This window comes from Micromonospora sp. NPDC007271 (assembly GCF_040634005.1).
Lineage (GTDB): Bacteria > Actinomycetota > Actinomycetes > Mycobacteriales > Micromonosporaceae > Micromonospora.
On sequence record NZ_JBEYER010000141.1, the window covers coordinates 1 to 14,014 of the forward strand.

Annotated in this window: 11 protein-coding genes and 1 pseudogene; 6 read left to right on the forward strand and 6 right to left on the reverse strand. The window is 70.0% G+C overall.

The features are described from left to right. Both ABZ570_RS31395 and ABZ570_RS31400 read right to left on the reverse strand, forming a co-directional pair. A partial coding sequence (locus ABZ570_RS31395; RefSeq protein ID WP_358071402.1) for an AMP-binding protein occupies window positions 1-601 on the reverse strand: 601 nt, incomplete at its 3' end. A 331-nt stretch (window positions 602-932) separates the two neighbouring features. Beyond that, window positions 933-2,147: an ROK family protein gene (locus tag ABZ570_RS31400; protein ID WP_358071382.1), complete on the reverse strand. Its 1,215-nt coding sequence runs from the start codon at window positions 2,145-2,147 to the stop codon at window positions 933-935. A 130-nt stretch (window positions 2,148-2,277) separates the two neighbouring features. Between ABZ570_RS31400 and ABZ570_RS31405 the strand changes: the two genes are divergently transcribed. From ABZ570_RS31405 to ABZ570_RS31415, 3 genes are read left to right on the forward strand one after another with little or no spacing between them, the layout of a single operon-like run. Further along, the gene (locus ABZ570_RS31405) at window positions 2,278-3,618 is read left to right on the forward strand and encodes an ABC transporter substrate-binding protein (protein WP_358071384.1); all 1,341 of its coding nucleotides are present in this window, start codon (window positions 2,278-2,280) and stop codon (window positions 3,616-3,618) included. Next, the gene (locus tag ABZ570_RS31410; protein ID WP_358071386.1) at window positions 3,615-4,553 is read left to right on the forward strand and encodes a sugar ABC transporter permease; all 939 of its coding nucleotides are present in this window, start codon (window positions 3,615-3,617) and stop codon (window positions 4,551-4,553) included. Before ABZ570_RS31405 ends, ABZ570_RS31410 begins: the two co-directional genes overlap by 4 nt. Beyond that, on the forward strand, window positions 4,550-5,377 hold the full coding sequence (locus tag ABZ570_RS31415; protein WP_358071388.1) for a carbohydrate ABC transporter permease: 828 nt from the start codon (window positions 4,550-4,552) through the stop codon (window positions 5,375-5,377). Before ABZ570_RS31410 ends, ABZ570_RS31415 begins: the two co-directional genes overlap by 4 nt. Before the next feature lie 122 nt (window positions 5,378-5,499). Here the strand turns inward: ABZ570_RS31415 and ABZ570_RS31420 are convergent, their stop codons facing one another. Further along, window positions 5,500-6,636 (reverse strand): RNA-guided endonuclease TnpB family protein, encoded by a 1,137-nt coding sequence (locus ABZ570_RS31420; protein ID WP_358071390.1) that lies wholly within the window; start codon window positions 6,634-6,636, stop codon window positions 5,500-5,502. A 139-nt stretch (window positions 6,637-6,775) separates the two neighbouring features. Between ABZ570_RS31420 and ABZ570_RS31425 the strand changes: the two genes are divergently transcribed. The 3 genes from ABZ570_RS31425 to ABZ570_RS31435 all read left to right on the forward strand — a co-directional run bounded on the left by ABZ570_RS31425 (window position 6,776) and on the right by ABZ570_RS31435 (window position 10,137). Next, window positions 6,776-7,861 carry an ABC transporter ATP-binding protein gene (locus tag ABZ570_RS31425; protein WP_358071392.1) on the forward strand — a complete coding sequence of 362 codons (1,086 nt, stop codon included), beginning with the start codon at window positions 6,776-6,778 and terminating at the stop codon, window positions 7,859-7,861. Next, window positions 7,858-9,216 carry a hypothetical protein gene (locus ABZ570_RS31430; protein WP_358071394.1) on the forward strand — a complete coding sequence of 453 codons (1,359 nt, stop codon included), beginning with the start codon at window positions 7,858-7,860 and terminating at the stop codon, window positions 9,214-9,216. Before ABZ570_RS31425 ends, ABZ570_RS31430 begins: the two co-directional genes overlap by 4 nt. A 183-nt stretch (window positions 9,217-9,399) precedes the next feature. Continuing rightward, window positions 9,400-10,137, forward strand: a complete 738-nt coding sequence (locus tag ABZ570_RS31435) for a methyltransferase domain-containing protein (RefSeq protein ID WP_358071396.1) — start codon at window positions 9,400-9,402, stop codon at window positions 10,135-10,137. A 62-nt stretch (window positions 10,138-10,199) separates the two neighbouring features. Here ABZ570_RS31435 and ABZ570_RS31440 read toward each other — a convergent pair whose 3' ends face one another. From ABZ570_RS31440 to ABZ570_RS31450, 3 genes and pseudogenes are all read right to left on the reverse strand, one after another. Next, window positions 10,200-10,934, reverse strand: a complete 735-nt coding sequence (locus ABZ570_RS31440; RefSeq protein ID WP_358071398.1) for a hypothetical protein — start codon at window positions 10,932-10,934, stop codon at window positions 10,200-10,202. Window positions 10,935-10,985: 51 nt separating this feature from the next. Further along, window positions 10,986-12,185 (reverse strand): branched-chain amino acid ABC transporter substrate-binding protein, encoded by a 1,200-nt coding sequence (locus ABZ570_RS31445; RefSeq protein WP_358071400.1) that lies wholly within the window; start codon window positions 12,183-12,185, stop codon window positions 10,986-10,988. A 137-nt stretch (window positions 12,186-12,322) separates the two neighbouring features. Next, window positions 12,323-14,014, reverse strand: a pseudogene (locus ABZ570_RS31450) (hypothetical protein); the annotation flags it as partial.

Here is a 14,014-nt window from a genome sequence, read left to right on the forward strand (position 1 = left end):
GCTCGGGGACGGTCAGGCGCACTCGCGCGTGCAACCCGTAGAGCAGGCCGCCGACCAGCCCCAGGACGTGCACCATCGAGGCGAGCAGCACCACCCGCTCCCCGGGCCGCGGCACCCCGTCGATCCGGGTGTAGCGCGCGACCTCGTCGAGCAGGTCGCCCACGGTCCGGCCGATCACCTTCGACGGGCCGGTCGAGCCGGAGCTGAGCTGGATCAGCGCGTGCGGCGTACGGGCCGGTTCGCCGTCGGGGCGGGCGGTGACGACCTCGTCGACCGCGACGAACCCGCGCAGCGGCGGGACGGCTGCCGCCGGCGGCTCCACGAGGAACTGGGCACCCACCCGGGCCAGCGCTGCCGTCACCTCCGCCGGAGCGAGCCGATGGTCGATCAGCGTCACCTGGGCGCCGATCCGCCACGCGGCCAGGAGGTTCGCGACATAGCCGAGCGAGGGGGGCAGATGCAGCGCCACCGTGCCGCCGGCCCGCAGCCCGCCGGCGGTCAGCCGCTCCTGGCGCTCCGTCACCTCGGCCCGCAGCGCCGCCCGGTCCAGCGACGCGCCGAGGACCAGGCAGGTCTCGCGGTCGGGGCCGTGGAGCAGCATCTCGTCGACCCAACCGGGGTGGTCGGGAAGCTGGGCCGACGGCGCCGTCGAGGAGATGGGGTCCGCTGTAGCCAAGCTCGCCTCCACGCTTGCGTCGGGGTTGACCGTCGTGGCGCCCGGCGGTACGCCGGTGGTGGCGGGCGGTGCCGGGGCCCCTCGTGACCGCGCCCGCGGTTTCCCCGCCCGATGACATCCCTGCTTGCTGAATTATAGAAGGAGGGGTGGTCCCGTCAAGGAGCACCTCCCGACCCGGGGCGTCGCCGACGTCCGCGGGCATGGCAGAACCCGGCCCGGCCCCCGGGTGCTGGGGCTTGAGGTCAGCTGGCGGGGCTCACCGGTTTCGGATGATCGCCGCGTCCGGCGAGTCGGGCTCGGCGGCGAGTGACCGGTCGACGGCCTCGGCCGAGAGCACCCGCTCGACCACCAGATGGACCAGTCCCGCCGTTCCGGCACTGGGGCCGAGCTGGCTGGGCAGCACCTGTAGCGACGCCACGCTTCGCGACAGGGTGACCTCGCGTACCCGGGCCTCCACCGCGTCGACGACCCGCGGCAGTGCGCCGACGGCGCCGCCGAGGACGAGGGTTCGGGGGTTGGTCAGCGCGATGAGCGCGGCCAGCACGGTTCCCACCCGGCGGGCGGCTCCGTCCAGAGCGGCCCGGACCGCCCGGTCGCCCGTCCTCGCCAACTCGGCGAGGTGGTCCAGGTCGCGCACCCCGGCCGGGGCCAGCCGGGCAAGCAGTGCGTGGCCCGAGGCGTACGCCGCGAGGCATCCCCGCCGGCCGCAGCGGCACTCCGGTCCGCCGCGGCTGAGCTTCACGTGCCCGATGTCGCCGGCCGCGCCGTCGTCCCCACCGAGGCTGCGATTGTTGATGACCAGCCCGGCCCCGATGCCGTGTGCCCATTTGAGGCCGAGCACCGTCGACTTCGGATGCCGGGTCGCCTCGCCCAGCGCGAGGGCCCGGGCGTCGTTCTCGGCGACCATCGGCACGTTCCACCGTTCGCGCAGCAGGTCGAAGATCGGCAGGTGCTCCCAGCCGGGCAGGATCGTGGTCGGGCCGGGCAACCCGGTCACCGGCGAGATCGGACCGGGCAGTCCGATGCCGATGCCGGCGACCAGCTCGTCCGGAGTGTCGGCGGCCAGTTCGGCGGCGAGGCCGACCAGGGTGTTGATCACCGCGGGCGGCGAAGTCGTGGTCACGTCGAGTCGGATGTCGCGGAAGCGCAGCACCCGGCCCTGCACGGTGCTGACGCCGACGCGGGCATGCGTGTGTCCAACGTCGAAGGTCAGGATCACGAGGTGCCGGTCGTCGAAGCGGATCAGCTCGGCGGGACGGCCTCCCTCGGAGGCTTCGAAGCCGGCGGAGTAGATGAGGCCGGTGGCGAACAGGGGTGCCAGCCGGTCCTGCAGCGTGGGGCGGGACATCCCGGTGGCGGCGAGCAACTGCTGGCGGGTCCATGCCGGACGCGACCGGACCAGTTGGAGGACGTGTCCGGGAGTCGCCCCGACGGCCGGGCGCGACATGTCCGGGCCGCTTCGGGCCTGCATCGGTGAACACCTCTTGACAGTCGTGTTTCGACCTGGGAACTTATGTGAGCTTATTTTGCAAAAGCTCTTGTCAAAAGGCTAGCCGAAAGACCCGATTACATCGGATTTAGACGTGCCCAGGGAGTCAATGATGACGAAGAGTACCCTACCCAATGCGCTGATCAGCCGACGCAAGGTACTCGGGCTCGGCCTCGGAACGGCGGGTGCCGCGGTGCTGTCGGCCTGCGGCGGGGTTTCCACCACCGGCTCCGACGGTGGCGAGGGCAGCATGACGTTCCTTTCCACCCAGTTCACCCCCGTCGAGGAACGGCAGCGGTTCGAGGCGATTCTCGGCAGCCGGGTCACGGCGGCGAAGGTCGCCTACAACCCGGTGGACGAGGGCGTCTTCGCCTCGACGCTCACGTCGCAGGTCGACGCGGGCAAGACTCAGGTCAATCTGGTCGGGGGCCTGCACGGCCAGCTCGCACCGCACGCCGGACGGCTGCTCGACCTGGACGACCTGGCCGGCGCGCTCACCGACCGTGGGTTCGCCGCCGACGTGGCCGCCCTGGGCAGACTCGGCGGCGGGACCACCAAGTACATCCCCTGGATGCAGGCGTCGTACGTCGTCGCGGTCCACAAGAAGGCGCTCCAGTGGCTGCCCAGCGGGGTGGACCCGGAGAAGCTCACCTACGACCAGTTGCTGGCCTGGGTGAAGGCCGGGCGGGCGGGCAACGGCGGCAAGCCGATCTTCGGCCTGCCGGCGGGGCCCAAGGGCCTGTACCACCGCTTCTTCCAGGGCTACCTGCTGCCCAGCTTCACCGGCGGGCAGATCACCACCTTCCGCGGTCCCGAGGCGGCGCAGGCCTGGCAGTACATGAAGGAGCTGTGGGCGAACGCGGCTCCGGCCTCCACCAACTACGACTTCATGCAGGAACCGCTGCAACGCGGTGAGGTGCTCATCGCCTGGGACCACGTCGCCCGGTTGGTGGACGCCCCGAAGGACAAGCCGGACGACTGGCTCATGCTGCCCGCCCCGCGCGGCCCCAAGGGTCTGGGCTACATGCTCGTCGTGGCCGGCCTCGCCATTCCGCGCGGTGCGCCCGACGTGGATCGGGCGAAGGAGGTCATCAAGGCGCTCACGACGCCCGAGACCCAGCTGCGGGTGCTCCGGGACAACGCCTTCTTCCCCGTCGCGCAGGCCACCCTGCCGAGCGATCTGCCGCCCGCCATCAGTCTCGAGGCCGCCGCCGTACGCGCCCAGCAGGAGTCCACCGACGCGCTCGTGTCCCTACCACCCGTCGGTCTGGGCGCCAAGGACGGCGAGGTCTCCCAGATCTTCAAGAACTGCTTCAAGGAGATCTGCCTCGACTCGAAGCCGGTCCAGCAGGTCCTCGACAACCAGGCCAAGCAGCTCAACACCATCCTCGACGAGCTGAAGGTCTCCTGCTGGAAGCCCGACCCGGACGGGCAGCCGTGCCGAGTGCAGTGAGCACGGGCTCGGGCGTCGCCGGCACCGGCGCCACGGACGGTGGTCGGTCGACCGGCGACCCACCCCCGGCGACCGCGCTCGTACGCGGACGTCGGACGAAGCTGCCCGCGCCGGTGCTCCTGATCGCGCCGTCGCTGGTCTTCCTGACGGTGCTGTTCGCCTGGCCCATGGTCGTCGGTGTCGCGCAGGCGTTCACCGGCGACCGGGGCCCCACCCTGGCGTACGTGCAGCGCATGCTCGACGACCCGTACCTGTGGCCGGCGGTGCGCAACACCGTCCTGCTGATCGTCGTGCTGATCCCGCTCCAGTTCGCGTTCGCCCTGGCCATGGCTCTGCTGCTGCGGGCCAGGCCGAAGCTCGCCGGGTTCTACTTCTACATCTGGGTGCTGCCGCTGGCGATCAGCGACCTGGCCGCCGGTCTGGTCTGGCTGTCGATCTTCACCGATCAGGGGTACCTCAACTCGGTACTGCACAAGATCGGCGTGGACAGCTTCGCCTGGCTGTCGTACGAGAACCCCACGTCGACGTTCCTCGCCGTCCTCGTCGCCGAGCTGTGGCGGGCCACGTCCCTGGTGCTCGTCATCATCGTGGCCGGCCTGCAGGGCATCCCCAGGGACTACGACGAGACCGCCTCGATCTTCGGGGCGACCTACTGGCAGCGCCTGCGCTGGGTCATCCTGCCGCAGCTGCGGCCCAGCCTGCAGGTGGCGATGATCCTGCGGACCATCCTGGCCCTGCAGACCTTCGCGGTGGCGCAAGCGTTGGCCGGCCGCGACTTCCCGCTGCTCGTCGGCGAGACCTACCACTGGTACTACGCGCTGCAGAACCCCAACGTCGCCGCCGCCATCGCCCTGGTGGTGCTGGCGGTCTCCATGGTCACCGCGATCGCGTACCTGCGGCTGCTGCGCGACCGGACGACGGAGGTGACGCGATGAGTTCCGACCCCAGGCGCGCGCGGCGCCGCCGGGACGTGCTGTTGCAGGTCGCCTGCGTCGCGGTGACGCTCTTCATGGGCGTGCCGGTCTACCTGATCACCCTTGCCGCGCTGTCCAGCCGGGAGTCGCTCAACCAGTTCCCGCTGCCGCTGCTCCCCACCGAGCTGTCCACCGAGACGCTGTCCCGGTTCCTGTCCACCACCGGGGTGATCCCCGGCTTCCTCAACTCGCTCCAGGTCGGGCTGTTCACCCTCGCGGCGGCGCTGCTGCTCGGCGTGCCCGCCGGTTACGCGCTGGCCCGGTACGTGTTCCGCGGCCGCCAGCCGTACCAACTGTTCCTGCTCCTGACCCGAGCCCTGCCGATCGTCGTGCTGTCCGTCCCGCTGGCCAAGGTCTTCCTGGCCACCGGCCTGTACGACACCACCTACGCCGTCGCGCTCCTGCACACCGCGCTCGCACTGCCGACAACGGTGCTCATCACCTCCGCCGTGTTCTACGCCGTGCCGAACGACCACGAGGAGGCCGCGCTCATCTTCGGGGCGACGCCGCTGCGGGCGTTCGTGCACGTCGTCCTGCCTCAGGCACTGCCCGGGATCGCGGCCTCGGCGATGTTCACCTTCGTGATGTCGTGGAACGAGGTGCTCGGCGCGGCCGTGCTCACCCTCAACCAGCGGACCCTGCCGGCGCAGGTGCTCTCGACGCTCGCCGACTCGCCGCTGGCGTACCGCTTCGCCGGTGGGTTCGCCCTCGTGCTGCCGGCAATCGTGTTCATCGCGCTGATGCGCAAGTACTTGATCAACATGTGGGGGACAACGCTGCGTTGACATGCTCCCGGCCCTGAAGGGGCCGGGAGTCTCACGGTCGCCCGTGAGGTTTCCTGTTTCATCGCCGACTGCCTTTCCGGGAGGATTTTCCCTTGAGGTCTTACACCGGCTCCGCAGGCGTTTTACCTCTCCGCCAGCCCGGCGGCGAGGATGTTCTTAGCGGCGTTGATGTCCCGGTCGTGTTTGGTTTGGCAGCCGGGGCATGTCCAGGTGCGGTCGTTGAGGGCGAGGGTGGTGTTGATCCGCCCGCATGTCGAGCAGGTCTTGGACGACGGGTACCACCGGTCGACGGGGATCACCTCACGCCCGTACCACTGGGCTTTGTATTCCAGCATGCTGCGGAACTGGGACCAGGCCGCGTCGGAGATGACGCGGGCCAGGCGGCGGTTGCGGAGCATGTTGCGTACGCTGAGGTCTTCGATCACGACCGTTTGGGTCTCGCGGACGAGTCGGGTGGTCAGCTTGTGCAGGTGGTCCCGCCGCCGGTCGGCGATGCGGGCATGAATCCGAGCCACCGTGAGTCGGGCTTTCGCCCGATTCGCGGAGTCCTTTTGTTTGCGGGCCAGGTTCCGCTGGGCCTTGGCCAACTTCCGCCGGTCGGCCTGCCCATAACGCGGGTTGGCCACCTTCCCTTCCTCGTCGCTGATTCCTGGGATCGGGTGGGACAGGGTGAGCAAACTGGTAATGCCCGCATCCACCCCAACCTCCGCCGCGACCGGCGACAGCGCCTTCACTGCCGGGTCTTCGAGCAGGATGGACACGAACCAGCGGCCGGCGGCGTCCCGGGACACGGTGACCGTGGAGGGTTCCGCCCCGTCGGGCAGGGGCCGGGACCACACGATGTTCAGCGGGGTGGTCATCTTGGCCAGAGTGAGCTGACCATCCTGCCAGCGGAACGCCGAGCGGGTGTACTCCGCCGACGCCCGCGACTTGCGCTTGGATTTGAACCTCGGATACCGGGCCCGCTTGTCCCAGAACGCCACGAACCCGGCCTGCAAGTGCCGCAGCGTCTGCTGCAACGGAACCGACGACACCTCGTTCAGAAACGCCAGATCGTCCGACCGTTTCCACGCCGTAAGCCAGGCGGACGACTGAACGTACGTGGTGCGTCGCCGGTCGACCGACCACGCCCGGGTACGGGCCTCCAACGCCCGGTTGTACACCACACGCACACACCCAAAGGTGCGGCTCAACAGCCCAGCCTGCTCAGGCGACGGGTAGAAGCGGTACTTGTACGCCCGCTTCACCACCTCACCCACGCCTCACAACTTACCGTCCACGTAAGACAATCCTCGGAAGGGAGGGAGCGGCGTTTCCTCCCGGCCCTGGACGGCCGGGTTTCCACGTCGCAAATCCGATGACCACCGCCAGGAGAACCCGCGCCACCGAGGGGTCGGTATGTCCGAGATCGTGATCCGCGACCTGACGAAGACCTATCCCGGTGCCAAGAGCCCGGCGACCGACAACATCTCCCTGACGATCGCTGACGGGGAACTCCTCGTACTCGTCGGGCCGAGCGGCTGCGGCAAGACGACGCTGCTGCGGATGGTCGCCGGACTGGACACCCCGGACAGCGGCAGCATCTCGATCGACGGCCGGGACGTCACCTGGCTGTCGGCCCGCGAGCGGCACGTCTCGATGGTCTTCCAGTCGTACGCCATCTTCCCGCACCTGAAGGTACGGCAGAACATCGGCTTCGGGCTCCGCATGCGCAAGCTCCCGGCGGAGCAGATCGAGCAACGCGTACGGTGGGCCGCCGAGATCCTCGAGCTGACCGACCTGCTCGACCGCTACCCGGCCCAGCTCTCCGGCGGCCAGCGCCAACGGGTGGCGGTGGCCCGGGCCATCGTCGTCGACGCCGGCGTGCTGCTCATGGACGAGCCGCTGTCCAATCTGGACGCCCTGCTCCGCCTGCAGTTCCGGGCGGAACTCAAGAAGATCGTGCGTCAGATCGGCACCACGACCCTGTATGTCACCCACGACCAGGCCGAAGCCATGTCCCTCGGTGACCGCATCGCGGTGATGCGCGCCGGTCGCATCGCCCAGATCGGCTCCCCGTTGCAGGTGTACGACCGACCCGAGGAGCGCTTCGTCGGCGGCTTTCTCGGCACGCCGCCGATGAACTTCTTCACCGCCGACGTGCGGCGCTCGGAAGGCGGCACCGAGTTGCTCGTGGGCGACCAACTGCTGGCCGCGCCCGACCACCTCGGCGCGTTCGACCGCCGGCCGGTCACGGTGGGCGTACGGGCCGAGAACATCGACGTGGCGAAGACCCCGGCGGACGACCGGATCCGGGCCCGGGTGGAGGTGGTCGAGCCGACCGGCGCCAACGTGCTGCTCACCGTACGGCTCGCCGAGCACGAGCTGAAGGTGCAGGCGCCGCCGAACTTCGACGTGGCACCCGAGCAGGACGTGTGGCTGCGCTGCGCGCCCGAGAGCCTGCGTTGCTTCGACCCCGAGACCGCACTGGCATTGGTGGCATGATGGCCGTGATCAACATTTCTCGAGAGCTGCTCGCCGCCCGCGCGGCCTACATCCTGCGCGGAAACGACCTCGGCGAGCTGACCACCGCCGCCCCGCAGCTCTACCCGCACCTGTGGAGCTGGGACGCGGCCTTCGTGGCGATCGGCCTGGCCACGGTCTCCGTGCCCCGGGCCATCGCCGAACTGCGGACGCTGCTCCGCGCCCAGTGGCTCAACGGCATGCTGCCGCACATCGTCTTCGGCCCCGACGTGGACTACTTCCCGGGCGCCGACGTGTGGGACTCCGCCTGCGCCGCGGCGGCCCCGCGCGACGTCCGTACCTCCGGCATCTGCCAACCCCCGGTACACGCGATCGCGGTGCGCCACGTCCTCGCGGCCGGCCGCCGCAACGGCGGATCCGACCGTGAGCTGGCGGAACGGTTCGCCGAAGGTACGTTCGACCGCTGGCTGGCCTGGCACCGGTGGCTCGCCGAGGCGCGCGATCCGTCCCGCCGCGGACTGCTGGAGATCTACCACAGCTGGGAGTCGGGCATGGACAACTCGCCCCGCTGGGACTCGGCGTACGCGAAGGTGGTGCCGAAGGTCGACCTGGCGGTCCGCTCGCGGCGGGACCTGCAGCACGTCGCCGATGCCAGCCAACGGCCGACGGACGCCGAGTACCGGCGCTACCTGTGGTTGGTGCACCAGATGCGCGAGGCCCGGTACGACGACGACACGGTACGCGAGACCGTGGACTTCCGGGTCACCGACGTGTTCATGTCCGCGGTCCTGGCGCTGGCCGCCGACGAACTCGCCGAGATCGGCGACGAGTTCGGTCGTACCGATGAGGCCGCCGAACTGCGGACGCTCGCCGCCCGGTTCCGAGCCGGTGTGCTCTCCACTGTGTCGGACGAGACCGGCCTGGCCCGCGACGAGGACGTCCGTGCCAGGGCGTGGGTGGAGACCGAGACCATCGCCGGGTTCGCGCCGCTGCTGTGCGGTGCCGATCCGTCGGTCGTGCGCCGGCAGGTGGGGTTGCTGTCCGGTCCGCAGTGGTGCGACCACCCCGCGCTGCGGTACGCTGTGCCACCCTCGACGTCGCCCACGTCGCCGGCGTTCCAGCCGCGCACCTACTGGCGCGGACCGCAGTGGCCGGTGATGAACTGGCTGTTCTGCTGGGCGCTGGAGCGGCAAGGTGTCGCCCCGGCGCTCACCGCGCGGATCCGCGAGGACTCGCTGCGGCAGTTGGCCGACCTGTCGTTCGGGGAGTACTACGAACCGCTCACCGGGGAGGCGCTGGGCAGTTCCCACCAGTCGTGGACCGCTGCCGTGGCCCTCGACTGGACGCTCGGCCCGGCCGCCTCGCGCCGTCCGTAGCGCGGGGGCCGAATCCAGGCACTTCACACTACCTGCGGGGCCCGGAGATGACCCTCCCGGCCCGGCCGCGGCGCTGTTGCCGGCGTCAACCAGCACGCTGCCCGACTCGTCCGCCCGCAACGCGGGTGTGAATCACCACCTGTCCCCTTGCCTCGCGCCGGTTGGCGCGGTTTGCTCATCGGCATGGCGCGTATCGCGTACGACGATCCGGACGCGAGCGCGTTCGCATCGACCCGTCACCTCGGCGACGAGGAAGCCGGCGAGTGGCGGGCCGCTGTGACCCGGCACCTCGGCCCGCGGCCGGGCATGCGGCTGCTGGATCTGGGTGCCGGCACGGGCAGCTGGGCCAAGGCGTTCTCCTCCTGGTTTCCCGGCCTCGAAGTGACCGCAGTCGAGCCGTCAGCGGCGATGCGCGAACGATCGGTGTACCAACCCACCATCGCTGGCGACGCCGCCGACATCCCGCTGCCCGACGCGAGCGTCGACGCGGCCTGGATTTCCACCGTCATCCACCATGTGCCCGACCTGGCCGCCGCAGCACGCGAGCTGCGCCGCGTCCTGCGCCTCGGCGCGCTCGTACTGATCCGGTCCGCGTTCGCCGGCCGGCACGGGGCGATCACTCTGTTCCGCTACTTCCCCGAGGCGATCCGGGTACTGGACACCTACCCAAGCGTCGCCCAGGTCGAAGCAGCCTTCGCCGGCGAGGGATTCTGCACCGTCGGCCTCGAGCAGATCCCGCAGATCACCGCCGCATCGTTGCACGAAGCAGCGGCCACCCTGCGCCGAGCGGCACACACCCCGCTGCAGTTGATCACCGACGAGGAGTACGACGCCGGCGTACGCCGTCTGCGCCGGTCGGCGCTCACCGAGAGCGGGCCGGTGATCGACGCCCTGGACCTGCTCGTACTGCGCAAGGACTGACTGCCGGCGCACGTCCTGACCAGTCGGTCGGTCGTGGGTAGCGGTCCGGCGCGGGTCTCGGGTCAGCCCAGCCGCCGCAGCACTTTCTCCATGGCGCCCTTGGCCTTGTCGGCGGAGTCGGCGCGGTCTCCGACGATCTTTTTCTGGGTGAGGTCGAGGTAGAGGATGAGGTTCGCCCGATGGAGCACCACGATGGCGACGTCCTCGAAATAGACGTCGTCCTGTCCTGGCGGGTACGTGTGGGCGAGCTGCTGCACGTACCCCTTCCACCCGAACACCTCCAGCGGACGGCTGGTCACGCGGTAGGAGCCGAGAATGACCGGCGGTCCCCCATCGACCTCGTACGACCCGGGGCAGCCGGCCAGCCCGGAACCGACCTCGTTCATCGCGTTGTCGGCGATGGCGGTCGAGGCGAAGACGAGCGCGTTCTGGGTCACGTATGGGACGCGGGAGTCGGTCGCCCGGGTGGGTTCCACGGCGAACTGCCCCACGGGCTGGCCACCGACGGGCTGAACCACGTTGGACGGGGCTTTGGGTGTGTCGGAGCGCTGCACGTACGGGCAGGTCTGGATGGCGCTCGGCGGCACGTAGTTGTTGTGCGAGTGGAAATCCCGGTCGTACCAGTAGTCGCGGGCGCCCTCACCGGCGTCCTTTGCCGTGTAGTACGCGGCCTTGACGTCGTCGGCGGTGTAGGACGGCTTGCTCGCCGTGGCGCCCGCGGCACTGGAGCAGCCGGTGGCGGCGGCGCAGACGGCGGCCAGCGCGAGGGCCGCGGTGGCACGGGAGCTCAGGATCACGGATGGCTCACTTCATCGGGGGCGGGAGAGGCTGCACTCGACCACGGGCCGTCAGGAGCCGTCGTCCGAACGCAGGGTGTCGGCGAGGGTGAAGGCACCGCCCTTGACGGTCAGCACGAGATGGTTGTCGTACTTGACCGTGTGGTCGGGGGCGAACCGAAGCTCACCCATGAACGTGCTGAACGTGTCCTCCAGCTTGGTCAGCTGTTCGCTGTTCAACGCCGGGTCCACCTTTCCCGTCTGCGTCACGGCCTGGCCGAGGGCGCGCAGCGCGTCGTAGGCCTGCAGTGCGTCCCGGCCCGGCGGGTGGCCGAAGGCCTTGGTGAACCGCGTGGTCCAGGCCGTGGCGGCGGGGAGGTTCTGCGGGCTCGCCGTGGTGATCACGTACGCGCCTTCGGCGCCGTCTTTGCCCGCGGCGGACAGAAAATCGGGGCTTTCCGACGCTGCGGAGGCGATGTACTTGCCCTGGTACCCGGCTTTGCGGAGCGCTGCGGCCAGCTGGCCCGATTCCTGGGCCGGGCCGGTCCAGTACACGACGTCGGGGTCGGCGGCCAGCGCGGTGGCGGCGGCCGCGGTCATGTTCCGCTGCCCGGCGGGCAGGGTCTGCTTGCTGACCGCCTTGGGGACGGGCGAGGCCAATGAGATCACCTGGTCGGCCAGGTATGCGGACTGCGGGGTGTCGTCAGCGATCACCGCGAGCCGCTGGGCTGCGTGGTAGGCCATCCACCGCACCGTCGCGAGCGCTTCCTGGTAGGGCGTGCCGTTGGTGAGATAGGCCGTGGGGGTGTCCTGCGCGCTGACCAGCGTGGGCGAGTTGGCGGAGGTGATGAGAAAGGGCAGCCCGTTACCGCCGAGAACCCGCGCGGCGGCCTCGGCGGCGCCGTCGCAGACGCCCCCGAGGGCGCCGGCGACGCTTTCGGTGAGGTGGAGCTGCTTCGCCGCCTCCTTGCCGCCGTCGTCGAGGCACTCGTCGTCGACGGTGACGAGGGAGACGTGCTGCCCGATGATCCCGCCACGGACGTTGAGGTCGTCGACCGCCATCCGTGCACCGTCGACCAGGTCCTGCCCGCGTGCCTTGTCCGGCCCGGACAGCGGGGCGATCACACCGAAGGCGATCTCCCCACGGGGTGCGGCCGGCGCGTCGTCGGTCGAGGTGCACGCGGCTACGGCCGGGAGCATGAGGACGGTGAGGGTCAACGGTGCGAGCCAGCGGGTGCGGCCGCGGCCGCCGAGGGTCATCGGGAGCGGCATGGCGTGCTTCTCTCTCGGCTCCGGTAGTGAGGAAGGGGGTCGTCGGGCAGGCGGCCTCGGGGTCAGGTCACGGGGAGGGACCCGCGCCGCCGGTAGCGGCGCGGGGATCCCTCCACGTGCGAAATGTCCGCTGGAGCCTACTTCTCGCAGGAGTTCCAGCAGACCTTCTTCTCCTGCTTACCGGGAATGTCGCCGGTGAACTTCAGGATGTCGACGCCTCGACCGTAATCGGGGACGTAGACGTACCCGTTGTGCCAGTAGGCCGAGGAGGCGTTGCTCCCGATGATCGCCGGGCCGTCGGGGCCGGCAGCGCGGTCGGGCACCCGGAACCAGCCGACCTGCTGCGGGTCGCTCGGGTCGGAGATGTCCAGGAACCGGACGCCCTGCTCGTAGAAGCCGGCGGCGACGATGTTGCCGTTCACCGTGAACCAGTGCGCGGAGCAGTCACCGGCCTTACCCGTCGGGTCGACGTAGTGGCCGGGCTTGCCCCCGGGGCTGTACGTGGCGAGCCGCGTCATCTTGACCGGGTTCTCCGGCGTGGAGGTGATCCCCTCGCCGTCGTGCGTCCCCTCCAGCGATCCGAGGATGAACACACCGGCCTTCGCGCAGTTCTGGTTGTTGTTCTCGTTGGTGATGAGCATGACGTCGCCCTTCGGACGGTCTCCGAGGGCGTTGGGGAAGCGGTAGGCGTTGTGCAGGAAGGCACCCTCCGAGCCGCTGACGCTGCCACCCGCGTACGGGATCGGGTCGTAGGCCGTCGCGTAGCGCTTGGTCTGCGTAGCTGGGTCGAAGTGCTTGCCGTCGGTCCAGTAACCGCGGACGCCGCCGCTGCCCGAGACCCAGACGACGCCGTCGAAGTCGACGTCGACGCTGTGCGTGGAGCCGTTCGTCGCACCGGTGCGCCGGACGTCGGAGATGACGGCCTGGCTGTAGGTGAACGGGTGGTTGACGTCCCGTACGTCGGTCACGTAGACGGGGGAACTCATGCCGCGCACACCCGAGCCCACCGACCAGATGAACCGGCAGTCGTTGATGCACGTCGCGGTGTGGCCGAGCGGGACCGGATGGAAGCCCAGCAGCACGGGGTGCCACGGGTCCTTGATGTCGATGACGAACAGGCCCTTCTTGCCCGAGTCGCGGGTCAGGAAGACCAGCTTGCGCCGGCTGTCGACGGTGAGGTTCTCGCCCTCCCAGAACTGGGTCATGCTCTCGCCGGGCTGCCGGAGCTGATCGACGGTGACGGCGGCGATGTACTGCGGGTGTTCGGGGTCCTTCAGCGACCAGATGGCCAGACCGCCGGTGCCGTTGGCGACCATCATGTCGTAGCCGAGCTTCTCGTAGCGCACGAAGTTCAGCGACGAGAACGCGGGGCACTTCGTCGCCTTGAACGCGGGACAGCTCCCATTGCTCGACATCAGGCCGCGCACGTGGCCGACGACCTCGACGTTGTCACTGTGCGTCGCGTTGTCCGGAAACACCCCGGTGTCCGGGAGGGTCTCGGTCCCCTCGGCGCCGGTGCCGGCCGTGATACCGGCCAGCGACGCGGCCTCACGCTCGGCGTTGGTCGCCGCCTCCGCAGCGGCCGCAGCCGTCTGCGCCGCCGCGGCCGCCTTCTCGTTGTACTCCAGCTGCGCCTGCGCTGCCTCGGCGGACGCTTGCGCCGCCTTGGCGGCGGCAGCATCCGCCTTGTTCCTGTCGGAGATCTTGCCCGACTCGTCGGCCGCGGCGGCGGCCTCGGCCGCCTTCTGTGCCGCCTCCTCCGCCCTGGCCTTCGCGCCAAGGGGCCGTTCGCTGGCGAATCCTACGTGCAGAAGGCGGCTTTCCCGACC